We start from the raw sequence: 24,464 nt of genomic DNA on the forward strand, positions 1-24,464 counted from the left end.
GCCCACGGGGAGGGGAATGCCGGTGAACAGGTCGGAGCCGCTGCACCGCGGAGGCGCCGGTGCTGCCGCTGCCGGTGCCGCGGGCGGTGGAGGTGCCGGAATCGCAGCCGGTGCCGGCGGCGGTAAGACGGGTTCGACGACACCCGGAGGTCCACCGGCGACGGTCGACGGCGCGGTGGCCGACCAGACGCCGGCGACGAGCGGACTCAAGCCGAGCGCCAACATCGCCCCCGCGAGCACGGTCCTGTGTGCAGTCCTCGAAAAAACCATGCGGCGAATTTTAGTGGTCGCGGCGCACATGGTTGCGGTATTCGATCATCTGGGGTAGTGGCCTGCCCGCCGGAGTGCATCGATGTGGGTATCCGCACCGGTTGCGTTTGGCCGAGGCCAAGTTCGTCAGTGCCGTCAACGCGTCATCGAGGGGACCGCGGCCGAACGTGGGCGGGGATCGGACCCTTGGCGACCGTCGTGAACGGCACCTCACATTCGAATTCGGCGTCGACCGACCGGATGTCCATCGCCCGCACGATCGTCGCGAGCGCCAGGGTGGTTTCCAGCCGGGCGAAGTGTTCCCCGATGCATGGTCGCCCACCGCCGAGGAAGGGCAGGAAGTTCCACCGTCCGCGCGTCTTCGTGTTCTCTGGGCTGAACCGGTCGGGGTCGAAGACCATGGGGTCGGGCCACAGCGTCGGATCATGGTGCAGCCCGTACAGCCCCACCGCCACCAGGGTGCCCGCCTCGACGCGGTAACCGTCGACCATGATGTCGCGCGTCGCCAGCCGGGCCACGCCTGCCGCCGGCGGGCACAGTCGCAACGCCTCGTGCAGCACCTGCACGGTGTATCCGAGGCTCGGCACATCGTCGGGCGTCAGTTCCCGATCCCCCAGTGCGGCGGCCTCCGCGGCGACCCGCTCCTGGATCTCGGGGTGATGCCCGAGCACCCACAACGAATACGTGAGCGCGGTCGCGGTGGTGTCGTGCCCGGCGAGCATGAAGATCAACAGGTCGTTGGAGATGTCGGCGTCGGAGATCGGCTGTCCTGTCTCGGGATCTCTGGCCGCCATCAGCGCCCGCACCAGCGGCGCGTCGCGGTCCGGGTCAGCGCGGCAGGCGTGCACCAGATCGTCGGTGACCTCTTTCATCGCTGCTACCGCGTCGCGCGCCTTGCGGCGCGCGGCCGTCGGCAGCCATCGCGGTGCACGCACCGGGCGCAGCGCCCGGTCGGCGGTATAGGACGAGGCGACATGCATGCATCCGGCGATGATGTCGGCCCGCTCGTTGAGGTCGATGCCGAGCACCGAGCGTCCCAGCGACTGCATCGCCACCCTGCGGCACTCGAGGTCAAGGTCGACGTCGCCGCCGTCGGGCCAGCGATCGACGAACATCTGCGCGGCACGCGACATGTGGCCGCCGAAGTTGCGGACGTTGTGTTTGGTGAAGACAGGCTGCAGTGCCCGTTTGCGCGGGCGCCACTGCTCATTGGGCAGGACGAAGAGGCTGTCGCCGGCCATGTCTCGGACTTCGTCGTGGTAGACGCAGCGCTCTGAGGACGCGTCCGAGCGGCCCAGGACGTCGCGCATCCCGTTGGGAGACATCACCGCCACGATGGGCGGGAACAGTTTCTTCGGCCCGAACTGGATCCGGGTGATTGGACCGCCGGCGTCGCGGATAACTTCCTGTCCGGTGTCGAGCCTGCGCACCAGCTTCACCAGCTGCCAGATCGGCAGCGGGTTCTTCGGCACCAGGGGAAGCGCGCGCACATCCGACGTCGTCATCTCAGCTTGACGTCCAAACGAGGGGTGCGCCTTCGCCTTTCGTCATGACCGCGCCGGGCATCACGCGAAGGCGGTAGGGGCTCAGACGCAGCGCGGCGAACTCGTCTGACGTGGGCCCGCCGCTCCACATCGGGATGATCTTGGGGTCGTAGCCGACCGGCTCGGGTCCCTTGGCGAACTTGTTCCACACCGCGGTGCAGGTCTCGTCGTCGGTGTACCACTCCACCAGGCACTCGGCGCTGCACGTGTCGTGAGTCGAAGTCCAGTAGCTCACCGACATCTCCGGATGCACGGCCAGGTGCGCCCGCTTCACCGGGCTGGGGACCGTCGCGATCCACCCGAACAAGTCGGTGCCGTCCCACTCCCAGATGGGGTGCAGGATGCGGCTGCGGGGACGACCGTTGGCGTCGACGGTCGCCGCCGAAGCCCACACGATCGAATGGGCCATACCGACGAAGGCGGGCGCGATCTGGTCGAGAGACGTCACGCCGAAACTTTACGGGCTTACGCGTTGTCCTTGCTCTGAGCGTCGTCCTTGTCGCTCCCGGCGTCGTCGGTCTTGCTCTCGTCGGAGAACTTCGGATTCCCGTCATCGTCGAGCCACTCGCCCACGGCTGTGCCGGCGACAGCGCCTCCGGTACCGGGCATGACGATGGTTTCGCGGTCCTCCTCGTAGTCCTTGCGCATCTCCTTGGCTTTTTGCTTGTGCTCGTCGGTGATCTCGGGCTTCTCCGTCGGTGGCGGCGGGTCGGGCTGCTCGATGACCTGATGGTGGTCGTCGGTCTTGGGCTCAGGGCTCTGCGGTTGATCTTGGTCGCCCTGCTGCTGGTCTTGCTGCTGGTCTTGCTGTTGGTCCTGGTGTTCGTCGGTGCTCATGGGATACGACTGCCCGAAGGTGTGAGCTATCAAACAACTGTCGGTGTCGACCGCAGCGCCGCCGGCAGACTCGGCAGGAAGTGCCGGGTGGCAAAGGCGCGGATGTCGTCGGCCGTCTCGAGAGGTTGCGCGCCGGGTAACAGCAGCACCATGGCCGCGTAGCGCAGGATCGTGTCGGCGAGTTCGTCGACGGCCTGCTCGCCGATCCGTTCGGCAAAGCCCGGCGGGAAAATGATCCGCAGCGCTTCGGCCATCCGCGCGATCGCCGCCCCGTAGTGGGCCTTCGCGAGTTCGAGCACCAACGCCGGCTCATCGGTCATCATCCGGTCCAGCACGCGGTGGCGACGGAACTTCAGGATCGACAGAGTGAACGCCTCGACGTAGTAGTTGGACTGCGGGCCCGCCCGTTTCACCTCGTCAGCAATGTCGGCGAACAGCGAGATGTTCTCCCGCTCGATCACCGCGGCCACCAACTCGTCGCGGCTGGCGAACCGCCGGTAGATGGTGGTTCGGCTGACGCCGGCGCGGCGCGCGACGTCTTCGAGGGCCACCTTGCGAAAGCCGTGACGTTCGAACTCGATGACGGCGGCATCGAGGATGGCTTCCGTCGCGGGCGACGAGTTGGGCCCCGTCGCGGGCGACGAGTTGGGCCCCGTCGCGGGCGGACTGTCAGGCGCGGGCATAGCCCTTTTGCGCATAGCCGTTGTAGCGCAACGTCATTGGCAGACGATCCCAGAGCCAGTTCACCGGCCGACTGCGCCAGAATGCCGCGAACCGTTGATAGCGCCGCTCCTGGCGCTCAGTCCACGGCAAGTTCAACAGTGTGCGCGCCCGTGGCGGCAGGCCGCCGGTGGTGAGGAACGCGGCGAGGGGGTTGAACAGCGGTGCGACGAGACGCCACGCCCACTGCGGCACACCCTTTGGGCAGGGGAAGCCCTTGGTGACGTAGCCGACGCCGTACTTGGCCGTCGGATGCGCGACGACGATCTCGTCCATCATCCGATCCCAGTAGCGCTCGAACTCGTCGAAGTCGGCGGGCATCGGGCGATCGCTGACACCGTAGCGGCGATACCACGTCTTGGATTCGAGATAGATCTGCTCCTTCTCCTCGCGGCTCAACCGCTTGACGAAGGTGTCGGCGAAGTACAGCACCTGTTCGACGAACGTGGCGTGCGCCCAGTAGTACGTGTCCGGGTCGAGCGCGTGGTAGCGCGCACCGTCGGGCATTTCACCCTTGATCTCGGTGTGGAAGTCGCGGACCCGGGTGCCGGTGTTCGCGTCGTCGGGTCCGTAGACGGTGTTGAAGATCGGCGGCAGCGAGCGCTTGATGCGCGCAGAGGTGTCGTCGAAGAACACCGAGTGGTCGAGCACGCCCTGGCCGAGTTCGGCGAGCATGTTCTGCAGCACCGCGGGTCGCGGGCCGATCAGGTACATGCGGTTGTCGCCGAAATACCGCCAGACCAGCGATTGCGGTCCGAGGGGAAGCGCGTCGTCGAGGTTCTCGGGCTTCTCCGCCAATTCGGTCATGTGCAACAGTGTTACAAATTCTGCACTTTGTACCAAGCGGCTGTGAGGCGGCTCACGGGCTCGAGCGCCGCGTCCGGGCCACGGCGAGAACGGCCAGCACCCCGGCCACCGTCGCGAGCAGCAGCGACAGTCCCAGCATCGGCGCGCTGTAAACGACCGACGTCGTCATCGGTTCGCCTTCCAGAACGGGTGCCACCACCACCGTGGACTTCGCCCCGACCCAAACCAGCACGCATCCGACTGCGGCAGCAAGCGCCGAAACCAGCTCGAGGGCCGCGCGGGGCGTCACGCAGTCGCCTCCGGTGGTATGCGCTCCTCGACCAGGCGGGTCAGTTCCGCCCGCAGCTGTCGGTGTTTGCGCGCCCAGGCCTGCGCGGCGCGGTCGTTGTTGAGCTTGAGCCCGATCCCGGTACGCCCGCGCGGCACGCCCGTCAACTCGCCCAACGCCCGCGCGGCCTGCCACTTGGGTAACTCGGGTCCACTGGCTTCGGGGTAGATCCGCAGGATGTCGTCGATCTTGAGGATCTCGGTGCCCTGCCGCAGTGTGAGCGGTGTCAGTTCCACCGACGTGTGGATGCGCGCCGCATGGATCTGAACCGCCATGAAGGTCGTCACCAGGACGAAGAAGATGCCGGGCACGAGCAGCTGAAATCCGTATCCGGCCGACAACTGGATGAGGGCCATCGCGATGCCCGCCGCGGGGCCCGAGAGGACCCACAGCCAGCTCGCGCCCGGTTCGTAGAACAAGACCTCGGCATCAGTCACGCGGTCGTCTCCTGGTCGAACCACTGCTGGGCCGACGGCCGCATCATCAGCACCGCCCCGACCATGGCGAGGATCATCGCGACCAGCCAGATCGGACCGCGGCTGATCAGTGCGAACATCGCCAGGATCACGACAACCGCGAGAGCCAGCGCGACCGCTGCCCGGCGGAATCGGCTCTCCCCGAGCCGGGCGCGGCCGGAAAAATAGCCCAGCCCCAACCCGGCCAGCGCGAACAGCACGCCTGCGCCGCGGAACAGCGGGGGCACCTCGTCTTCGGAGAGCGCGAGCAGCAGTCCGAACGCCACCAGGAGCACGGAGGCAACCACCCAGCACCAGAACGCGGCGGTGACGATTCGGGGTCGCGACGTGGGGGCGGTCATGGTCGGGTCAGCCTAACGTCACCGGGTGAAGAACCCTTGAGCATCCTTGCGATGCAGCAAGTACGCCCCGCCCGCGATCAGCACGGACCCGAGTATCGCGCTGACCGCGTACCCGACCGCCGCGGCAGGGGGTCGCTCGACGGTGAACAGGTTCGTCGTCACGTACACCACCGCGGCAACACCGCCGCCGGTCAACACCGTGCGCGCCCAGCGGTACCCCTGCCGCATCAGGACCTGGAAGGTCAGCACGACGGCGGCCAGTACGACCACGAACATGACCGAGACGGCCAGCACGGCCGCCGGCAGGTCGCGATCCGTTGAGCCGACCAAGTCGACGACGTACCCGGCGACCATCAACGGCAGCGCGGTGACCCACAGCCAGAAGCCGGTGTCGACGTCGACGGGCCGCGCTTCGGGCTCGACAGGCGGGGTCACGCCAGCCAGTCGGCGACGTCGGCCGCCCAGTAGCTCAACACGATGTCGGCCCCCGCCCGCCGGATGCCGATCAGCGTTTCAAGCGCCACCGTCGGCAGGTCGATCCAACCGTTGGCGGCCGCGGCGCTGATCATCGCGTACTCCCCGGAGACCTGATAGGCCGCCACCGGTACGGGTGAGATGTCAGCGGCCGCACGGACGACGTCGAGGTAACCCATCGCCGGTTTAACCATCACGATGTCGGCGCCTTCGGCGATGTCCAATTCCACCTCGTGCAGCGCCTCGCGGGCGTTGCCCGGGTTCTGTTGATACGTGCGGCGATCGCCGCTCAGGCTCGAGGCGACCGCCTCCCGGAACGGGCCGTAGAACCCCGACGCGAACTTCGCCGCGTAGGCCAGGATCACGGTGTCTGTGTGCCCGGCCGCGTCGAGGCCGTCGCGGATCGCCGCGACCTGGCCGTCCATCATGCCGCTCGGGCCGACGACGTGCGCCCCCGAATCAGCCTGCGCGACAGCCAGTTCCACATACCGCTTGTTGGTCAGGTCATTGTCGACCCTGCCCGACCCGTCAACGATCCCGCAGTGTCCGTGGTCGGTGAACTCGTCGAGACACGTGTCGGCCATCAGCACGGTGTCGTCGCCGAGGTCCTCGGCCAGGTCTCTGAGCGCGACGTTGAGGATGCCGTCCTCGGACACCCCGACCGATCCGGTGGCGTCCTTGTCGGCGTCGCGCGGGACACCGAACAGCATCAGGCCGCCCACCCCGGCGGCGACGGCGTCGGCCGCGGCCCGGCGCAGCGAGGCACGGGTGTGCTGGTAGACGCCCGGCATGGAGAGGATGGGCCGGGGTTCGTCGATGCCGTCAGCGACGAACATCGGCAGCACGAGATGCCGTGGCTCCAGCGAAGTCTCGGCGACCAGCCGCCGCAGTGCCGGCGTCGACCGCAGCCTACGGGGACGATGACTTGGATAGGGCACGTGAAGCCATCCCTCCGTGAGTGTCTAGCTAGCGGCGGCGGCTCTTCTTGCGCGGCGGCGGCAGTGCCCCCTCTGCGCGCAGTCGGGCGGCGTGCTCGGCCAGCGCCTCGACCAGCGGTCCCACCGCGGCGACCTCCGGCTGCACATCGACGCGCAACCCGAACTCCGCCGCTGTCTCAGCGGTCTTCGGTCCGATGCACGCCACGATGGTGCGCGCGTGCGGCTTGCCTGCGATGCCGACGAGGTTGCGCACCGTCGAGCTCGACGTGAAGCAGACCGCGTCGAAGCCGCCCGTCTTGATCATCTCGCGGGTGTGGGCGGGGGGCGGCGCGGCGCGCACGGTGCGGTACGCGGTGACGTCCTCGATCTCCCACCCTCGCTCGCGCAGGCCTTCGGCCAGCGTCTCGGTCGCGATATCCGCGCGCGGCAGCAGCACCCGGTTCACCGGGTCGAAAACGTCGTCGTAAGGCGGAAATTCGTCGAGCAGGCCTAGCGAAGACTGTTCACCGGCCGGCACCAGTTCGGGGTTGATTCCGAACGCCCGAACCCGATCCGCGGTGGCCTGGCCAACGCAGGCGATCTTCACACCCGAGAAGGCACGGGCGTCAAGACCGAACTCGTTGAACTTCTCCCAGACGGCGCGGACGGCGTTTGTCGAGGTGAACACCACCCACTGGAAGCGCCCGTCGACCAGGCCCTTGACGGCGCGTTCCATCTGCGCGGGACTGCGCGGCGGCTCGACCGCGATGGTCGGCACCTCGATCGGCAGCGCGCCGTGCGACACCAGCTTCTCGCTCATCTCGCCGGCCTGGTCCTTGGTGCGCGGCACCAGCACGGTCCAGCCGTACAGCGCGCGGCTCTCCCACCAGTTCAGCTTGGCGCGGTGCGCGACGGTCCGCCCGATCGTGACGACCAGCGGGCCCGCGAACGGCCCTGCGGGTTCGGTGCCTGCCAGGGTGGCCTTGTCGAGCAGGCCGGCCAGCGTGGTCTCGACCGAACGCTGTTGGCACGTCGTGCCGTTCGCGGTCACCACAGTGGGCGTGCTGTCGGCGAGCCCGTACTCGATCAGCGTGCGTGCCGCGTCGGGCAGATGAGTTGCGGTGGCGTGCAGGATCAGCGGACCCGGGGCGGCGGCGAGCGCCGCCCAGTCCACGTCGCCGCGGACGTCGGCCACGGTATGCGCCGATCCCAGCGGCAGACCCGCATACGTGGGCACCGCGGTCGTATCCGGCAGACCGGGCACGATCTCGAAGTCGAGGTGGGTCTTCGCCAGCGCGGTCACCTCGGTGATCACCGCGTCGACCGACAGCGGATCACCTGCGACCAGCCGCACCACGTCGACGCCGGTGCGGGCCTCGGTGGTCAGGGTCTTGGCCACTTCCGCCGGGTCTCCGACCGCGGACCGGACATCGGGTCCACCCGAGATCGAGGGCGACGCGCCGGTCGCGGCGTCGTCGCCGGCATCCTTCTTCGGCGCCTCGGCGGGCTCCGGCCCCGACGGCGGCGGAAGCTCCGAGCCCACCAGGGCCAGGACCGCTTCGGGCACGTCGGGATCGGTGAACACCAGGGCGGCGTTGGCGAGTACCGTGCGGGCCCGCGCTGTCAGCAGACCGGGGTCACCCGGGCCTGAACCGACGAACGTGATGCGGCCCGGCTTCGGCTTGCGCCCTCGCCCGCTCCCTTGGCCTGTCATCTTTTTCACTCCGCTCTAACTGCTTTGGCCATCCGCCATAAGCTCGCGCGCCCCGAGTTCGAACAACTCCTCGGCCACCGAGAGCCCCAGCTCTGCGGCCCGATCGGTTGTCCCGACTCCGGACGCACGGATCACGTCGGATCCGTCCAGCGTCGCTACGCAGCCGCGAAGCGACACCTCTTCGAAGACGCGGCCGTCGTCGTCGATGGACTCGACCACCTCGGCGATCGCGCCCACCGGTGCGGAACAACCCGCCTCCAGTCGGGCGAGCAGGGCTCGCTCAGCGGTGACTGCGGCGCGCGTGTCGGCGTCGTCCAACTCCGCCAGCTGCGCCGCAAGCTCGGTGTCGTCCGCGCGGCACTCGACCGCGAGGGCCCCCTGAGCCGGTGCTGGCAACATCTGCACCGGGTCCAGAGTCTCGGTGACATCAGCCAATCGTCCGATGCGGGCCAGACCCGCACGGGCGACGACGATGCCGTCGAGATCACCGTTGCTAACCCTGTTCAACCTGGTATCAAGGTTGCCTCTTAGGGGGCGGATTTCCAAACCGAGACCCAATGCTCTAAGCTGCGCGGCCCGCCGCGGGCTCGACGTACCGATCACCGATCCCGCCGGCAATTCCCCCAGCACCAGCCCGTCGCGTGCCACCAGCGCGTCGCGAGCGTCCTCTCGCGGGGGGATCGCGGCGATCTTGAACCGCGGATCGGACGCGGTCGGCAAATCCTTGTAGCTGTGCACGGCCATGTCGACCCTGCCGTCGTGGATCGCCTCGCGCAGCGCCGCGGTGAACACGCCTACGCCGATGTCGGCTATCGGCGCGTCGGAGCGGTCGCCGTCCGTCGAGATGATGATGAGTTCGGCGGAGTGCCCGCGCGCTTCGAGGGCGTCTCTGATTGCGCCGGCCTGAGTGGTGGCCAACAGGCTGCCCCGAGTGCCTATCCGAATGACAGTCAAGCGCTACTCGGTCTTATCGAAATCGGTTGCCACCAAAGGCAATTCGCCGCCTCCGGCGACCAAAGGCAATTCGCCGCCTCCGGCGACCAAAGGCAATTCAGGCCCGGCGACAGCATCGACAGCCTGCTGGTCGAGCTCGAAGAGCTCGCGCAGCGCCTCGGCGTAGCTGTCGCCGCCCGGTGCGCTTGCCAGTTGCTTGACGCGCACCGTCGGTGCGTGGAGCAACTTGTCGACTACGCGCCGCACGGTCTTGGCGACCTCGTCGCGGTGTGTCGCGTCCAGACCCGGCAGCCGGTTGTCCAGTCGCAGCAGCTCGGCCTCCACCACGTCGGCGGCCCGCTGGCGCAGCGCCGTCACGGTCGGGGTGACTTCGGCCATCCGCTGCCCGGCGAGGTAGTTGGCCACCTCGGCGGCGACGATCGTGCGGGCTGCTTCGGCGTCGGAGGCCGCTGCCTTGGCCGACGGCTCACGCTGAATGCGGTCCATGTCGACGACGAACACCCCGGGCAGGCCCGCCACCGCCGGATCGACGTCGCGGGGCATCCCGAGGTCGCAGATCACCAGCTGCTTGCGTTCCTGGCCGTGGGCAAGGCCGCGATGGACGTCGGCCAGGGAGACGACGGGCCGCACCGCGCCGGTACAGCAGACGACCACGTCGGCATCGGTGAGTACGGGCGGCAGGTGGTCGAACGGGAAGGCATCGGCCGCAACGCCGTGCTCACGGACGATGTCGGCGAGCCGGTTGGCCCTGGGCAGTGTCCGGTTGACGATGTGGATCCGTTCGACACCGGCCCGCGTCAGGTGCTTGGCCGCCAGCGACCCCATCGAGCCGGCGCCGACCACCACCGCGGTGCGCCCGGCCAGCGATCCGAGCTTGGATTCGGCCATGCCGAGTGCCACCGACACCACCGATGCGCCTGCCGCGTCGATGCCGGTCTCGGAGTGCACGCGCTTGCCGACCGACAGCGCGCGTTGCGACAGCTCGTGCAGGGTACGGCCGACGGCCTGGTTGGCTTCGGCGGCAGCGTAGGCGCGACGGACCTGCCCGAGCACCTGCTGTTCGCCGATCACCGCCGAATCCAGCCCGCTGGCCACCGCGAACAGATGCTCGACGGCCGCCTCGGCGTAGCGCACATAGGCGTACTTGGTCAGGTCGTTCAGCGACATTCCGGAGTGCTCGGCGAGTACCTGGCCGATCACCGACAGGCCGCCGTGGAACGCCTCGACAACGGCGTAGACCTCGACGCGGTTACAGGTCGACAGCACCATGGCCTCGGTCACCAGCGAAGACTGCAGCACCTGGTCGACGATCTTGGCCTGTTCGGCCTCGTCGGTGCTCAACTGTTCCAGGACAGACACCGGCGCACTGCGGTGCGAAACCCCGAAAAGCAGCACGCTCACGGCTTGTCCACCACGTTATCCAAGGTAATCGTTCACCACCGTGCTTCCAAATTTGCTCGGTGCGTTATGTCTCACTCAGATCGGCCCGCAACCTGGGCTCATCGACCTCCCAGTAGCTGTGCTCGCGCCCGTCGAGCAGCACCACCGGCAACCGGTCGCCGAACTCCGCGCGCAGCGCCGAATCCCCGGCCGCTGCAGCGGCGTCGACATCGGTGACGGCCAGCTCGAACCCGAGTTCGTCGGCCAGCGCGGCGAGCCGCGTCGCGGCCGCTGTGCAGATACCGCACCCGTCGCGCGTCAGGAGTTCAACCCGCCGAGACACCACGCAAGTATCGCCGCCGGGTGTCTTAGGGTTGCAGTCGTGTCCGAGTCGGGCGATACCGAGGCTGCCGTACAGCAACTCGCCGGTGAGGCCAGCGCCGAGGCCGCCATCACGAACCTGGCGGCCGAGGTCGCCGAGGCCGCTTCCGCGCCGCCTCCGCCGCCCCCTGATCTGACGGCGGCGGCGTTCTTTGATGTCGACAACACCTTGATCCACGGCTCGTCGCTGATCCACTTCGCGCGCGGCCTGGCGGGACGAAAGTACTTCACCTACCGCGACGTCCTCGGATTCGTCTACGCGCAGGCCAAGTTTCAGCTCACCGGCCGGGAGAACAGCGAAGACGTGGCCGCAGGCCGGGTGAAGGCGTTGGCGTTCATCGAGGGCCGCTCGACGGCCGAGCTGATGGCGGTCGGCGAGGAGATCTACGACGAAATCATCGCCGACAAGATCTGGCCGGGAACCCGCGCGCTGGCGCAGATGCATCTGGACGCCGGCCAGCAGGTCTGGCTGGTCACCGCGACGCCCTACGAACTGGCCGCGACGATCGCCAAGCGGTTGGGCCTTACCGGGGCGTTGGGCACGGTCGCCGAGTCCGTCGACGGGGTGTTCACCGGGCGTCTGGTCGGCGACATCCTGCACGGGTCGGGCAAGGCGCATGCCGTGCGGTCGCTGGCCATCCGGGAGGGGCTCAACCTCAAGCGGTGCACGGCGTACTCGGACAGCTTCAACGACGTGCCGATGCTGTCACTGGTCGGCACGGCGGTGGCCATCAACCCGGACGCCGACCTGCGCGATCTGGCCCGCGAGCGCGGCTGGGAGATTCGCGATTTCCGCACCGCGCGCAAGGCGGCGCGGATCGGGGTGCCGTCGGCGCTGGCGCTCGGCGCGGCGGGCGGAGCGCTTGCCGCGATCGTGTCGCGGCGCCAAGAGGGCAAGTGGGTCCGCTGATAGGCTCGCGCGCTGACACCGAGAGGGAAAGACGCCAGCATGCCCATCGCTGAGAACATCATCGGAACGCACTACCGGTACCCCGACTACTTCGAGGTGGACCGGGAGAAGATCCGGGAGTTCGCGAAGGCCGTCAAGGACGACCACCCGGCCCACTACAGCGAGGAGGCCGCCAAGGAGTGCGGCTACGACGCGCTGATCGCGTCGCTGACGTTCCTGGCGGTGGCCGGCCGCCGCGTCCAACTGGAGATCTTCAACCAGTTCGACGTGCCGATCAACATGGAGCGCGTGCTGCATCGCGACCAGAAGATCACCTTCCACCGTCCCATCCTGGCCGGCGACAAGTTGTTCTTCGACTCCTACCTCGACGCGGTGACCGAGTCACACGGTGCGATCGTCACCGAGGTCCGCGGTGAGGTCACCGACGCAGCGGGCAAGCCCGTGCTCACCAGCATCGTCACGGTGATGGGTGAGGCCCAGTCGGACACCGAGGCCGACGAGGTCAGCGACCGGATCGCCGCCGCGCGCGATGCCGCCATCGCGAAAATGATTGCTGGGCAAACTAGTTCGAAGAGCTAGTCGCCATTCGCCCTCAGCCCAGGAACGTGTTCCGTCGGTTGGTGAGCAGCTGGTACAGCGTCTGCTGGATGGTCTCGCGCACCTGGTCGGTCAGCTCGAAGGTGACCATCGGGTCGTCGGCCGCCGAGTCGTCGTAGCCGGCCGTCTCGATCGGCTCGCCGAACTGGATGTGCCACTTCGACGGCAGCGGCACCAGCCCCACCGGCCCCGCCAGCGGGAACAACGGCGTGATCGGGAAGTAGGGCAGCCCGAGCAGTCGGGCCAGCAGCTTGACGTCGGCGATCATCGGATAGATTTCCTCGGATCCGACGATCGAACACGGCACGATCGGCGCCTTGGTGCGCAAGGCGGCCGAGACGAACCCGCCGCGGCCGAACCGCTGCAGCTTGTAGCGGTCCTTGAACGGCTTGCCCAACCCCTTGTATCCCTCGGGGAACACGGCGGTCAGCTCGCCCGCGGCCAGCAGGCGGTGCGCATCGGCGGCGCAGGCCATGGTGTGGCCCGCCTTGCGCGCGGCTTGCCCGACCATCGGCATGTCGAACACCATGTCAGCCGCCAGCAGGCGCAGATCGCGGTGCGCGGGGTGATTGTCGTGGACCGCCACCGACGTCATCAACCCGTCGAACGGCAGCACACCCGCGTGGTTGGCGACCACCAGCGCGGCGCCGGACTCCGGGAGGTTCTCGATACCGCTGACCTCGACCCGGAACCACGACTTGAAGAACACCCGCAGCAAAGGCAGAAAGATTGCGTCGTTGAGGTGAGGGTCGAACCCGAACTCATCGACGGTGTAGTCACCGGTCATCCGCTTGCTGATGAATTCGGCGACTGCGCCGATGCGTTTGGTGAGTTCGGTCGGTGTCTCCTCGGCGGTCCCGCCGAGCGCGCCGCGGTGCTGGTCGATCTCGCGAATGACGGCGGCGACCTGCTCGGCCGACGCTCCCGAGCCCGAGTCGGGCATCAACGAGGGATGCCGGCGCGCACCTCCGCCGCGCTGGGCCGAACGCCGCGCCGCGGCAGCCTTCCCCGTATTTCCGTGTAGCGGAATAACTTTGGCCTTGGACTCGCCCGCCACGTTCTTACCTTCTCCCCACCCGTTTTCTCGAGTCTGGAATCAATGTCCCCAGCGCTGCGCCACCGAAACGGCACGACTCTCCACTGAGCGTACCCATTTCGGGTCGATGATCGGAGTCAATCCGCGTCCTCGGACGTAATCGTCGAAGGCCTCTGCGGTTGTCCACTTGGGGCTGTAGCCGAGTTCGTTTCGCATTCGCGAGGTGTCCATCACCCGGCCGTAGCTCAAGTAGTCGAGTTGTTCACGATCAAGCTCAGTGTAGCGAGTTACGCGCATCAGCGAATCCACAGCCCAGAGGGCGGACCGCGGCACCGGTAAGGGCACTCGACCGGCCCTGCGGATCGCCTGGCTCATCATGATGATCCCCGACGCGCCGACGTTGAAGGTGCCGCCCTTGCCCGACATCGTGGCGCGCTCCAGCGCGCCGAGCGCGTCCTGCTCGTGCAGCAGTTGTAGCCGCGGGTCGTGGCCGATGACCGTGGGGACGACCGGGTTGGCCAGGTACCGCGACAGTGCGGTGTCCATCGCAGGGCCGATCATGTTGGCCAGCCGCAGGATGGTGACCGCGATCTCGGGCCTGCGCCGGCCAAGTCCACGCGCATAGCCCTCGATGTCGATGCTGTCGCGCGCGAACCCCTCCCCCGGCGGCCTGCGGGCGCTGCTGTCCTCGGTGAACAGCACCGGATCGTGAGCGTTGGAGCCGTAGACCTCCGAAGTCGACTTCAGGATGACCCGGCGCACCGACGGCGCCTTCTGGCAGGCCGCGAACAACTGGATCGCACCCATTACGTTGAGTTCCTTCAGCGCCGCTCGACCGCCCGAGCGCGGCGCGTAGGAGGCCGCCGCCGCGTGCACCACGGTGTCGACGTCGCCGTTGCGAATCACCTTGGCGATGAACGGATTCCGGATGTCGGCGCGGACGAACTCCGCGCGGCCCATCCGCCTGAGAAGGTCTTTGCTCGGCGCGATCGCGTCGACGGCGATCACGTGGTTGATCAACGGGTTCTGCGCCAGCCTGGCCGTCAGGTAACCGCCGAGAAACCGGCATGCTCCAGTGACGAGCACGACCTTCGGATAGTGCACGCTCGTCCGCGGATCAGGCCCGTCCGCCCCCGAACGGCCCTCAGAATCCATATCGGGTTCAGCCTAGCGAAGGCGCGTCGACTACTTGCCGAGTTTTCTGCGCTGCACCCTGGTGCGACGAAGCAGCTTGCGATGCTTCTTCTTGGACATACGCTTGCGCCGCTTCTTGATGACTGAACCCATAAACTCCGCTACCTAGCCGTTTTTGCCAATGCTCTACTCGACCCGGACACCTTACCGGGCTGCACGGGTGGTTGCGAAAACGCGTCGATCAACCTGCGTCGAAGTACGAGCTCTCGAGCATGTCGTGGACGGCCTTGGCATGCACACGGAATGAGCGACCGACCCGAACAGCGGGCAGCTCTCCGTTGTGCACCAGCCGATACACCGTCATCTTGCTGACCCGCATCAAGCTCGCCACTTCGGCCACGGTGAGAAATTGAGCGCGCGGCGGTTGGCCGTCGGAAGCGCTGTTATCCCGTGCTTGTTTACCGCTCGCTGAATCCCGCCCCGATGGCCCGTTCATAGACGTCATCGCAACCCAATCATTCAGGCACAGGCAGTCCCAGCGGCTTCCCCACCGCTGGCACCGACCCGTGCATACAACGAGGAGAATAGCGTGGCGTATGGGGTTACTGCGACGGGTGTGGGCTAATCAGTTCGAATTAGTTGAACTACCCGGATGTAATTCCCAGCTGCTCAGAGCGCCTTTTTGCCGCTTCAACGGCCGCGCCGACCGCCGCCCGCAAACCGCCCCGTTCGAGTTCTCGCAGACCAGCGGCGGTGGTGCCACCGGGTGAGGTAACCGTAGCCCGCAGCTGTGCGGGGGTGGTGTCGAACGCCGCTCCCGGGAAAGCCTCGTCCGCCGGCTGAGCCTGATCGAGGCTTTCGAGCAACATCGCGGCCGAACCCGCCATCGTGTGCACGACCAGATCGGTGGCCACCGCGCGCGACAGACCCGCTGCCACGGCGGCGTCCACCAACGCCTCGACCATCAGGAAGAAGTAGGCCGGGCCGGAGCCGGACACGGCGGTGACGGCGTCGAGCTGCGACTCGGGCACCGTGAGCACCCCGCCGACCGCGTCGAAGATCGCCGACACCTCCTTGAGATGCTCCGCGGTGGCGAACCGGCCTTTGGCCAATGCGCTGACGCCGCCTCCGACGACCACCGGCGCGTTCGGCATCACCCTGACGACGGGGGAACCGGCCGGCAGCTTGTTCTCGTAATAGCCCGTCGAGACCCCCGCCGCGATCGTCACGAAGATCTTTTCGGCGGTGTCGCTTTCGGCCCGTGCGGCCGCCGCCGCGGTTTCGGAGACGACACTTTCGACGTCGGCAGGCTTGACCGCCACGATGACGTATGTGGCGGTGTCCACGGCATCGGCGACCGTCGTCACGAACACGGAGTACTTGTCGGACAGGTACTTCGCGCGGGTGGGGTCCTTCTCGGCGACCACCAGATCCTTGACCTGACGCCCGGCCCGCAGCATTCCGGACAGCAGCGCCTCACCCATGCTTCCGCCGCCGACGATCGCGATTCTCGCCATGCGGGCAAGCATTGCAGACGCGTGACCGGTTACGCGCCCGGCACCATCGCGAGTTGCCGGCTCTGCACCACGATGTGGCCTTCGCAGTCGACCACGATGTGGTCCTCGTCGAACCAGTCCTGGCCGATCTGCACCGTCGTGCACAACACCCGTAGCCACCCGTCGGCGGGCCGTGCCCGCAGATACGCGGTCAGTTGCACCGTGGGCGCCCAGCCGAACCTGTTGACCCCGAACGTCACCGGCGCCGACACGTCGCCGCACAGCAGCGCGAACAACACGTCCGGGGGCGTTCCCTTCGGCCGCACCCAGTACTCGATCACCGGCGGCCCACCGTCGGCGCGAGGCTCCATCGTCGTCAGCGACGGCCGGATGTCGCAGCCGTGCGCGAGATGGACGATGTCGGCCATCCGATGGCCGGGGCCGATCGGCTCGAGCCCTGGCGGCGGTTCCGGCTGCATCAGGGGGATCACCGGGTTGACCGACAGCAGCGGAGGAACGTGATGTTCGGGGTCGCCGAGTGTCACTGCGGCCCGCACCGCCGTCCGGTCGCCCTGGTTCAGTTCGACGTCGATGAGGCTGACGCGCCGCCCGCGCTTGCGCACCGTCGTGACGACACGCATCGGTCCGGGATCCGGCGCCCACAGGAAGTTGCCGGAGATCGCGATCGGCTCGACCCCCCCGCCGTGTTCCGTTCGCGCCGCGTTGGCGCACAGCGCCAGCATCGCCCCGCCGTGCACCTTCGGTCCGATCGTCCAATGTTCGTTCAGCACACCGTCATACACGCCGTCGCCGGCAGGTGTCAGTGCCATCGCGTCGGTGAACAGAGTCGAGCTCATGATGTGGGCCCTCCTGGGACAGGGTCAGCGCAGCAGGTGCGTGCGGGCGAACTGCAGCGATTCGGTGAGCAGCGCTTCGCGCTCGGCGGCTGAGCGCGCACCCGATGTGGTGACCTCGAGGATGACATGTCCGGCGAAGTCGCTCGCAGCCAGCATCTGGCACACCTCGACCGTGGGCTGAGTGCCGTGGCCGGGCACCAGATGCTCGTCGGCTGACGCGCCGCTGCCGTCGCACAGATGCAGGTGCACCAGCCCCTCGCCCATCCGGCGGGCCATGTCCACCGCGTCGGTGCCCGCCGTGGCGGTGTGCGAAAGGTCGAGTGTGTAGTGGGCGTGGTCGCCGTCGAGCGGATCGTAAGACGGTGCAAATGCCGAGATACCCGGGCCCGGCCTGCCGCCGCGCTTGCGCATCCTGTCGATCGACGTCTGGCCGGCGCCGAAGAACCGGTCCGCGCGGAACGGGAACATGTTCTCCACCGCGACCATCACGTCACTGGAGGCCTCTAGCTCGGCCACCTGCTCGGTGAAGCCCTCGGCGTAGCGACGCTGCCAGCGAAACGGCGGATGCACGACGACGGTCTGGGCGCCCAACTGTTCGGCGGCGCGCACGCTGCGGTCGAGCTTGGGTATCGGGTCGCGACCCCACACCCGCTGCGAGATCAGCAGACACGGCGCATGTACCGACAGGACCGGCATCTCATAACGCGTTGACAGCTCCTCGACGGCTTCGATGTCTTGGCTGACCGTCTCGGCCCACACCATCAGCTCGACCCCGTCGTAGCCGAGGCGCGCGGCGTACTCGAAAGCGGCCTCGGTCCTCAACGGGTAGACCGAGGCCGTTGACAGACCGACCTTGATGGCTGGGCGCAACAGCGGTGCTAGTTCGCCTGTAGCAGCGCCAGCGGCCCGAACGTGACCAGCGCCCCGACTGCCACCGCGATCAGCGTGCTGGCGATGTCATCGGTTTTGCGTACGACTCGGACACCGACCACCAGGCCGAGGATCACCAGCACCCCGAGCACCAGCGCGACGATGCTGTTCCACTTCCACAGCTGGTCGAATGCGACGAACAGGCCCGCGCCGAATGCGACGGCGATGACGGACTGACCGACCACCCACGCCGCGTGCTTGAACGACGACATCGGCGGGTCCGGCGCGCTGTCCTCTCCGTCCTGCTCGGCGCGCTCATCGTCGAGGTCGATGTCCTCGGGACCGCGCTTGCCGCGGCGGGCGACGTCGTCGGCGACGGTCTGGCCGCCGAACAGCGTGCCCTGGGAGGAGCGCAGGTAGGACGGCAGTTCGTCGCGGTCTTCGCGCTCGTCGTCGAAGTCGTCGTCGACCTCCGGCTCCGCCAGATCCATCGGGGCGTCCGCACCGTCGACCGGGTCGGGACTCATCTGCTCGGCGCCCACCCCTGCGCTGTGGAATCGGCGCGGTGCATAGCTCGAGCGCCGCGGCGGAGAGAAGAACTCCAGATCGGTGTCGGCTTCGCGGTGCTCGACGTGGGCGGTGTAGTCGGCAACCGCGCCGGCGTAGTCGTCGTCACGGTCCTCGGGGTCCCGCTCGACGGCGACGGCCTCGTGGACGTCGGTGTCATGGCGGACGTCGTGGTCGGCAGTGTCGTCAACGCGATGCTCGACGGTGTCGCTCTCGCGGTCGACGGTCCCGTTGGTCGTCCCGGCATTCGCCGGCTCGACGGGTTCGTCGGCCTGCACCACGGCCGTGCGACCGGTGACGGGCTCGTCGTCGCGCACGATCGGGATCTCGCCCGTCAGCTCTGCGACGGTGACGGAATCGGTGTCGCCGCGGCGGCGTCGACGACGACCGCCGACCGGCGGGGCGCCGATGGTTCCGTTCTTCGCCAGCAATTCCGCGACCGAGATCGGACGGGTGTTGCTGTGGCTGTCTTCTGGTCCTGTCATCGTCTGTTGCCTCTGGGGTTCGCTATTTATCGTCGCGCATCGCGCACGGACGTCTTGACTGAGGCTGGAGTGTCGGCGCCGCCGACTTTCTGCCGATTGTCGGCGCCGCCGACGAAAATGCTCCCATCGGCTTCGCTGTCGAGTTTCCGCAGAATCAGCCCCTCTCGCAATGCCCAGGGGCAGATGTCCACGCTCTCGATCGCCAGCGCCTTCATACTCGCCTCAGCTACCAAAGCTCCGGCCACGATCTGTGGCGCCCGGTCGGCACTCACCCCTTCCAATTCCGCACGGTCAGCCGCGGTCATCCTAGAGATGAATGCTATGAGCTGCCTGAGCCCTGTAGCGGTCAGCGTACGTTTCACCCGCGGACCCGCTCCCGACGGTGCTGCACCGGTGAGGCGGGCAAGCGAGCGGAAGGTCTTGGAGGTCGCGACGGCCAGGTCCGGACTGCCGGCGGCGAGCATGGCCTTGGCCGCGTCGGCGACCTCGGTGTCCAGCCAGTCGCGCAGCATCTGCACCCGGCGCCGCCCAGGCGGATCGTCGGGCAGCCACTCGCGGGTGAGACGTCCCGCGCCCAGCGGCAGCGACAACGCCACCTCGGGAGCCTCATCGACGCCGTTGGACAGCTCCAGCGACCCACCGCCGATGTCGATGTTGATGATGCGCCCGGCGCTCCAGCCGTACCAGCGCCGTACCGCGAGGAAGGTCAGCCGTGACTCGTCGGGGCCGCTGAGCACCTGCAGCGCGACACCGGTCTCGGCGAGCACCCTGGCGAGCACTTCTTCGGAGTTCTTCGCGTCGCGCACCGCGGAGGTGGCGAACGCCATCAGCTCGGCGCAGCCGGAACTGGCGGCGATCTTGGCGAACTCGTCGACGGTGCCGATCAGCTTGTCGGCGCCTTTGCGGGTCAGCTTGCCGGAACCGTCGATCGCCTCGGCGAGCCGCAGCGAGGCCTTGGTCGAACTCATCGGGGTGGGATGGCCGCCACGACGCGCGTCCACCACCAACAGGTGAACGGTGTTGCTGCCGACGTCGAGCACGCCTAATCGCACGTCCCCAACCTAACGGGTCGGCACACGGCAACTAGTCAGCGACGCCAAAGTTGAACACCGACGCGTCGAACCGGTTGTATCCCGCGTAGTCGACCAGGTCGTAGAGGTCGCGGCGGTGCTGCATCTGGCCGAGTAGCGACGTCAGCGTCCCCTCGTCGGTCAGGGTGGACAGCGCGCGTTCGGCCGCGCCCATCGCCATCCTCAACAACGACACCGGCCAGATGACGATGTTCACCCCGACGTCGCGCAACTGCGCGACTGTGAACAGTTCGCTCTTGCCGAACTCGGTCATGTTGGCCAGCATCGGGACGTCGACCGCCGCGCGGACGGCGGCGAACTCGTCCAGCGACTCCAGCGCCTCGGCAAAGATCACGTCCGCCCCAGCGTCGACGAGGCGCCTCGTCCGGTCGATGGCGGTGTCCAGACCGCCCACTGCGCGGATGTCGGTGCGGGCGACGATCACCAGGTTCGCATCGCGCCGCGCGTCGACCGCGGCGCGAATGCGTTGCACCGCGGTGGTCACCTCGACGACCTGCTTACCGTCGAGATGCCCGCACCGCTTCGGGTTCACCTGGTCCTCGATGTGCAGGGCCGCGACCCCGGCGTCCTCGAGTTCGGCCACGGTGCGCGCGACATTCATCGGTTCACCGAACCCGGTGTCGGCGTCGACGAGCGCGGGCAGTTCGGTGACGCGGGCGATCTGGCGGGTGCGGCCTGCGACCTCGCTCAGCGTGGTCAAGCCGATGTCAGGTAGCCCGAGATCGGCGCTGAGCACTGCCCCGGAGACATACACCCCGTCGAATCCGTGACGCTCGATCAGCTTGGCGGACAACGGGTTGAAAGCGCCGGGAAACCGCAACAGCTCATCGGAGGCGAGTCGCGCGCGCAGATCGAATCGCTTCTGCGCCGGCGTCGTCGTGGCATACAGCACGTCGTCCCCCTTCAGAACAGCCCGGGGCGGCCGGCGCCAGGCAGAGCACCCGGCAGCGCGGCAAAGGTCAGATCTTGCAGTTCTTTCGGCCCGAGTTCGGGGAGGCGGACCGCGACGTCGAGAAATCGTTGGGCCTCATCCTCGCCGAGCACGGGAACGGCCAGCCTGCGGAACTTCGCGATGTACTCGTCACGTCCGAACGGCCGCGCGCCGCCCGGATGTGCATCCGCGACAGCGATCTCGTCGACGATCTGTCTGCCGTCGGTCAGCGTGATCACGACCCGGCCGCCGTAGGACTGTCCGGCGCCCGCCGCGTGGTAGCGGTTCGTCCACTCCTCGTCCTCGGCGGTGGTGATCTTGCGCCACAGCGCCACTGTGTCCGGCCGGGCCGCCCGCGCCGGCGCGTACGACGCCTCGTGGTGCCACGTGCCGTCCTGCAGAGCGACCGCGAAGATGTAGGGCAGCGAGTGGTCGAGAGTCTCGCGCGACGCGTTCGGGTCGTACTTCTGCGGGTCGGCCGCACCGGATCCGATGACGAAGTGGGTGTGGTGGGAGGTGTGGATCACGATGCTGTCCACCCGCTCCGGATCGCCCACCTCGGCGTTCTCACGAAACAGCTTGCGCGCCAGATCGATCCAGGCCTGCGCTTGATATTCGGCGGAGTGCTCCTTGGTGTAGCTGGCGAGGATCGCGCGTTTTGGCTCGCCCTGCTCGGGCAACGGCACGTCGTAGTGCGCGTCCGGTCCGTCCAGCAGCCATGCGATGACACCGTCCTCGCCCTCGTAGATCGGTGACGGGCTGGTCTGGCCGCGCATGGCGCGGTCGACCGACTCGACGGCCACCTTGCCCGCAAACGCCGGCGCGTACGCCTTCCAGGACGAGATCTCACCCTTGCGCGACTGGCGGGTGGCGGTCGTGGTGTGCAGCGCCTGCCCGATCGCCTGGTAGATGACCTCGGTGGGTAGGTCGAGCAGCGTTCCGATACCGGCCGCGGCCGACGGCCCGAGGTGCGCGACGTGGTCGATCTTGTGGCGGTGCAAGCTGATCGCGAGGACCAGGTCGATCTGCAGCTCGTATCCCGTGGCGATGCCACGCAGCAGCGCCTGCCCGTCCGCGCCCATGTGCTGCGCCACGGCGAGGATCGGCGGGATGTTGTCGCCGGGATGCGAGTAGTCGGCAGCCAGGAAGGTATCGTGAAAGTCCAACTCGCGCACCGCCACTCCGTTGGCGAATGCGGCCCACTCGACGCTGACCCGCCTGTCGAGTGCGAAGACGGTGGCGCCGGGACCACCGGTGCTCGGCGGATGCGCCGCGGCCTGGTCGCGAGCGGCCGACGGGGCCGAGCGTCCGACGGACGCGGCCGCCACACCCGCGTTGTCGATGACGCGGTTGACGATCATGTCGGCGACGTCGTCGGTGACGTCGACGGGATCGCCGGCCACCTGCGCCATCGCCCAGGCCAGTTGGCCCTCCCGCGGCAGCTCCTCGTCGCTGCGGTACACCCGGACTCGATGGTTCCTCATAGTGTTCGAAGTCCTTCCTGCGCGGGCCTTTTCACGGCGGTCACCGGCTGCCCAACCCGGTGTATTCGTGACGGAAGTGCTCGAGGCTGTTGCGTAGATGCACGTGGGTCGCGTGCATTGCCATCGCCGCGTCGCGATCAGCGATCGCCGACGCGATCAGCGCGTGCTCGAGTGCCGAGGCAGCCAGCCTCGCCGGTGACGCGCCGGCCTTCCTGCGCACCCGGGCGACGTGTGTGCGCAGCGCGTCCAGGGCGTCGAGCAGATAACTGTTGTTGGCCGCGCTGTCGACCTCGTCGTCGAAGCGGCGGATCAGCGCGTAGTAGTCGTCGACCTGTCCGTCGGTCAGGTCAGGCTGCTGCAGCGGCCCATGCCAGGCGCGGAAGTCGTCGGCATAGCGCGCGAAGACGTCGGGCTGTGCGCGGCGCGCCGCAAGCTGGGCAGCCTGCGCCTCGAGACATGCGCGCATCTCGAACAGCGCCTCGATGTCGCGGTCGGAGACGTCGGTGACGACCAGGCCGCGGCCGAGCCGCTCATCGAGCAGGCCTTCGGCGACCAGGCGACCGAAAGCCTCGCGTACCGGGGTGCGCGAGACACCGAGGCGGTCGGCCTGCTCGACCTCGTACAGCGTTGCGCCAGGGCCCAGTTCGCCGTTGAGGATCTCCGAGCGCAGGCGCTCATAAGCCCTGCCGGCCGCGCTCAGAGGCTTAGTTGCCACGGCCCGAAGTGTATACACAGCTTCCGGTCTGTTGACCAGTACGTGGTCATTTCCCGCGGGCTATTGCGCCATGAAGTGCGGTATGTATACGTTCGTTGCACTCGACAGCGTCGTCACCTCCTGGAGGCATGCCCATGCGATTTTCACGACTCATCCCGGCGGCCCTCGCGGTCGCGTTGGCGCTCGCCGGCTGCGGCTCCAACAGCGATTCCGGAGGGGGTGGCGAGCGCAGTGGCGGCGACTTCAAGGCGCTGTCGCGGGTGGAGATCATCGCTCCCGCCGCCCCGGGCAGCGGCTGGGACCAGACCGCCCGCGCGGTGTCCGAGGCCCTGCAGTCCGACGGGCTGGCCCGAAGCGCCGAGGTCAAGAACGTACCGGGCGCGTCCGGGACGGTCGCCCTGGCACAGGTCGCCCCGCAACGAGGCAAGGGCGACCTGCTGATCGCTTCGGGGCTGGCGATGATGAGCGGCATCATCACCAACGGGACCGAGGTCACCCTCGACGACCTCACCCCGATTGCCCGCGTGGTCGGCGAGTACGAGGTCATCGTCGTGCCGAAGGAGGTGCCGTTCAACAACGCCGACGAACTGTTCGCCGCCATCAAACGCGACCCGAAATCGGTTGCCATCGCTGGAGGTTCGGCAGGCAGCGCCGACCAGATATTCATCGGCCTGCTGGCCAAGCACTACGGCGTCAAACCGGCCGACGTCAACTACGTCCCCTACAGCGGAGGCGGGGAGGCGACGACCGCTCTGCTCGGCGGCAAGGTGCAGGCCGGTGTCGCCGGACTCAACGAGTTCGCCGAACAGATCAAAACCGGCGCACTCAAAGGACTGTTGATCTCGTCGACGGATCAGGTCGGTGACATCAAGTTCGCGCAGACCTCGGCGCAGCTCAGCCCGGACCTCGAGTTCCAGAACTGGCGCTCGATCATGGCGCCGCCGGGCATCGACGACCCACTCAAGGCTCAGTACATCGAGGCGATGACCAGGATGCACGACTCATCGGCGTGGTCGGACGCCGTCAAGAAGAACGGCTGGAACGACAACTTTCTCGCCGGTGAGGAATTCGCCGCGTGGCTCAAGGAGGAGAACGCCCGCGTGCAGGCCGTCCTGACCGACCTCGGCCTGGCGAAGTCAGCGGGTTAA

General features: G+C 67.8%; 30 protein-coding genes. 4 read left to right on the top strand and 26 right to left on the bottom strand.

Annotated elements, in window-relative coordinates:
* The first annotated feature begins 22 nt into the window (after positions 1-22).
* Positions 23-328: a hypothetical protein gene (locus N4S67_RS08780; RefSeq protein WP_260992561.1), complete on the top strand. Its 306-nt coding sequence runs from the start codon at positions 23-25 to the stop codon at positions 326-328.
* Positions 329-413: 85 nt separating this feature from the next.
* Here N4S67_RS08780 and N4S67_RS08785 read toward each other — a convergent pair whose 3' ends face one another.
* From N4S67_RS08785 to N4S67_RS08850, 14 genes are all read right to left on the bottom strand, one after another.
* Positions 414-1,775, bottom strand: coding sequence for a cytochrome P450 (locus N4S67_RS08785; protein ID WP_260992562.1), 1,362 nt, complete (start codon positions 1,773-1,775; stop codon positions 414-416).
* Position 1,776: 1 nt separating this feature from the next.
* Positions 1,777-2,262 carry a pyridoxamine 5'-phosphate oxidase family protein gene (locus N4S67_RS08790; RefSeq protein WP_260992563.1) on the bottom strand — a complete coding sequence of 162 codons (486 nt, stop codon included), beginning with the start codon at positions 2,260-2,262 and terminating at the stop codon, positions 1,777-1,779.
* 17 nt (positions 2,263-2,279) lie between these two features.
* Positions 2,280-2,651 carry a hypothetical protein gene (locus N4S67_RS28035; RefSeq protein ID WP_390893292.1) on the bottom strand — a complete coding sequence of 124 codons (372 nt, stop codon included), beginning with the start codon at positions 2,649-2,651 and terminating at the stop codon, positions 2,280-2,282.
* Between the two features lie 29 nt (positions 2,652-2,680).
* Positions 2,681-3,334, bottom strand: coding sequence for a TetR/AcrR family transcriptional regulator (locus N4S67_RS08800; RefSeq protein WP_260992564.1), 654 nt, complete (start codon positions 3,332-3,334; stop codon positions 2,681-2,683).
* Positions 3,321-4,178: an oxygenase MpaB family protein gene (locus N4S67_RS08805; protein WP_260992565.1), complete on the bottom strand. Its 858-nt coding sequence runs from the start codon at positions 4,176-4,178 to the stop codon at positions 3,321-3,323. The genes N4S67_RS08800 and N4S67_RS08805 overlap by 14 nt, the downstream gene beginning before the upstream one ends.
* A 52-nt stretch (positions 4,179-4,230) precedes the next feature.
* Positions 4,231-4,467, bottom strand: a complete 237-nt coding sequence (locus N4S67_RS08810; protein ID WP_260992566.1) for a hypothetical protein — start codon at positions 4,465-4,467, stop codon at positions 4,231-4,233.
* Complete coding sequence (locus N4S67_RS08815; RefSeq protein WP_260992567.1) at positions 4,464-4,943, bottom strand: DUF3093 domain-containing protein; 480 nt, start codon at positions 4,941-4,943, stop codon at positions 4,464-4,466. Before N4S67_RS08815 ends, N4S67_RS08810 begins: the two co-directional genes overlap by 4 nt.
* On the bottom strand, positions 4,940-5,323 hold the full coding sequence (locus N4S67_RS08820) for a hypothetical protein (protein WP_260992568.1): 384 nt from the start codon (positions 5,321-5,323) through the stop codon (positions 4,940-4,942). Before N4S67_RS08820 ends, N4S67_RS08815 begins: the two co-directional genes overlap by 4 nt.
* 18 nt (positions 5,324-5,341) lie before the next feature.
* Complete coding sequence (locus N4S67_RS08825) at positions 5,342-5,758, bottom strand: hypothetical protein (RefSeq protein WP_260992569.1); 417 nt, start codon at positions 5,756-5,758, stop codon at positions 5,342-5,344.
* Positions 5,755-6,735: a porphobilinogen synthase gene (gene hemB, locus N4S67_RS08830; protein ID WP_260992570.1), complete on the bottom strand. Its 981-nt coding sequence runs from the start codon at positions 6,733-6,735 to the stop codon at positions 5,755-5,757. Before hemB ends, N4S67_RS08825 begins: the two co-directional genes overlap by 4 nt.
* A gap of 28 nt (positions 6,736-6,763) precedes the next feature.
* A complete protein-coding gene (locus tag N4S67_RS08835; RefSeq protein WP_260992571.1) occupies positions 6,764-8,428 on the bottom strand; it encodes a bifunctional uroporphyrinogen-III C-methyltransferase/uroporphyrinogen-III synthase in 1,665 nt (554 codons plus the stop codon).
* A gap of 15 nt (positions 8,429-8,443) precedes the next feature.
* Positions 8,444-9,382, bottom strand: a complete 939-nt coding sequence (gene hemC / locus N4S67_RS08840; protein ID WP_260992572.1) for a hydroxymethylbilane synthase — start codon at positions 9,380-9,382, stop codon at positions 8,444-8,446.
* 3 nt (positions 9,383-9,385) lie between these two features.
* A complete protein-coding gene (locus N4S67_RS08845; protein ID WP_260992573.1) occupies positions 9,386-10,783 on the bottom strand; it encodes a glutamyl-tRNA reductase in 1,398 nt (465 codons plus the stop codon).
* 64 nt (positions 10,784-10,847) lie between these two features.
* Positions 10,848-11,105, bottom strand: coding sequence for a glutaredoxin family protein (locus tag N4S67_RS08850; RefSeq protein ID WP_260992574.1), 258 nt, complete (start codon positions 11,103-11,105; stop codon positions 10,848-10,850).
* Between the two features lie 39 nt (positions 11,106-11,144).
* On the opposite strand from N4S67_RS08850, the gene N4S67_RS08855 reads away from it, so the two are divergent.
* Entirely contained in the window at positions 11,145-12,053 is a 909-nt protein-coding gene (locus N4S67_RS08855) for an HAD family hydrolase (RefSeq protein ID WP_260992575.1), read from the top strand.
* A gap of 39 nt (positions 12,054-12,092) precedes the next feature.
* Positions 12,093-12,632, top strand: coding sequence for an FAS1-like dehydratase domain-containing protein (locus N4S67_RS08860; RefSeq protein WP_260992576.1), 540 nt, complete (start codon positions 12,093-12,095; stop codon positions 12,630-12,632).
* A gap of 13 nt (positions 12,633-12,645) precedes the next feature.
* On the opposite strand, the gene N4S67_RS08865 is transcribed toward N4S67_RS08860, so the two are convergent.
* The 12 genes from N4S67_RS08865 to N4S67_RS08920 all read right to left on the bottom strand — a co-directional run bounded on the left by N4S67_RS08865 (position 12,646) and on the right by N4S67_RS08920 (position 23,316).
* Positions 12,646-13,707 (bottom strand): lysophospholipid acyltransferase family protein, encoded by a 1,062-nt coding sequence (locus tag N4S67_RS08865; protein ID WP_260992577.1) that lies wholly within the window; start codon positions 13,705-13,707, stop codon positions 12,646-12,648.
* A gap of 39 nt (positions 13,708-13,746) precedes the next feature.
* Positions 13,747-14,841, bottom strand: a complete 1,095-nt coding sequence (locus tag N4S67_RS08870; protein WP_260992578.1) for an SDR family oxidoreductase — start codon at positions 14,839-14,841, stop codon at positions 13,747-13,749.
* Positions 14,842-14,871: 30 nt separating this feature from the next.
* Positions 14,872-14,973: a 30S ribosomal protein bS22 gene (locus N4S67_RS08875; protein WP_003402602.1), complete on the bottom strand. Its 102-nt coding sequence runs from the start codon at positions 14,971-14,973 to the stop codon at positions 14,872-14,874.
* A gap of 88 nt (positions 14,974-15,061) precedes the next feature.
* Positions 15,062-15,325, bottom strand: coding sequence for a helix-turn-helix domain-containing protein (locus tag N4S67_RS08880; RefSeq protein WP_260992579.1), 264 nt, complete (start codon positions 15,323-15,325; stop codon positions 15,062-15,064).
* A 139-nt stretch (positions 15,326-15,464) separates the two neighbouring features.
* On the bottom strand, positions 15,465-16,337 hold the full coding sequence (gene proC / locus N4S67_RS08885) for a pyrroline-5-carboxylate reductase (protein ID WP_260992580.1): 873 nt from the start codon (positions 16,335-16,337) through the stop codon (positions 15,465-15,467).
* Positions 16,338-16,366: 29 nt separating this feature from the next.
* Positions 16,367-17,176 carry a thioesterase family protein gene (locus N4S67_RS08890; protein ID WP_260993058.1) on the bottom strand — a complete coding sequence of 270 codons (810 nt, stop codon included), beginning with the start codon at positions 17,174-17,176 and terminating at the stop codon, positions 16,367-16,369.
* A 21-nt stretch (positions 17,177-17,197) separates the two neighbouring features.
* On the bottom strand, positions 17,198-18,043 hold the full coding sequence (locus N4S67_RS08895) for a sugar phosphate isomerase/epimerase family protein (RefSeq protein ID WP_260992581.1): 846 nt from the start codon (positions 18,041-18,043) through the stop codon (positions 17,198-17,200).
* An 8-nt stretch (positions 18,044-18,051) separates the two neighbouring features.
* Positions 18,052-19,095, bottom strand: a complete 1,044-nt coding sequence (locus N4S67_RS08900) for a hypothetical protein (RefSeq protein ID WP_260992582.1) — start codon at positions 19,093-19,095, stop codon at positions 18,052-18,054.
* 26 nt (positions 19,096-19,121) lie between these two features.
* Complete coding sequence (locus N4S67_RS08905; protein ID WP_260992583.1) at positions 19,122-20,147, bottom strand: Ppx/GppA phosphatase family protein; 1,026 nt, start codon at positions 20,145-20,147, stop codon at positions 19,122-19,124.
* Positions 20,148-20,178: 31 nt separating this feature from the next.
* On the bottom strand, positions 20,179-21,078 hold the full coding sequence (prpB, locus tag N4S67_RS08910) for a methylisocitrate lyase (RefSeq protein ID WP_260992584.1): 900 nt from the start codon (positions 21,076-21,078) through the stop codon (positions 20,179-20,181).
* A gap of 11 nt (positions 21,079-21,089) precedes the next feature.
* Positions 21,090-22,601 (bottom strand): MmgE/PrpD family protein, encoded by a 1,512-nt coding sequence (locus N4S67_RS08915; protein ID WP_260992585.1) that lies wholly within the window; start codon positions 22,599-22,601, stop codon positions 21,090-21,092.
* A gap of 40 nt (positions 22,602-22,641) precedes the next feature.
* Positions 22,642-23,316, bottom strand: coding sequence for a GntR family transcriptional regulator (locus N4S67_RS08920; RefSeq protein WP_260992586.1), 675 nt, complete (start codon positions 23,314-23,316; stop codon positions 22,642-22,644).
* Positions 23,317-23,450: 134 nt separating this feature from the next.
* On the opposite strand from N4S67_RS08920, the gene N4S67_RS08925 reads away from it, so the two are divergent.
* Positions 23,451-24,464, top strand: a complete 1,014-nt coding sequence (locus N4S67_RS08925; RefSeq protein WP_260992587.1) for a Bug family tripartite tricarboxylate transporter substrate binding protein — start codon at positions 23,451-23,453, stop codon at positions 24,462-24,464.

Origin of the sequence: Mycobacterium deserti (genome assembly GCF_025345615.1) — a bacterium.
GTDB classification, from domain to species: domain Bacteria; phylum Actinomycetota; class Actinomycetes; order Mycobacteriales; family Mycobacteriaceae; genus Mycobacterium; species Mycobacterium deserti.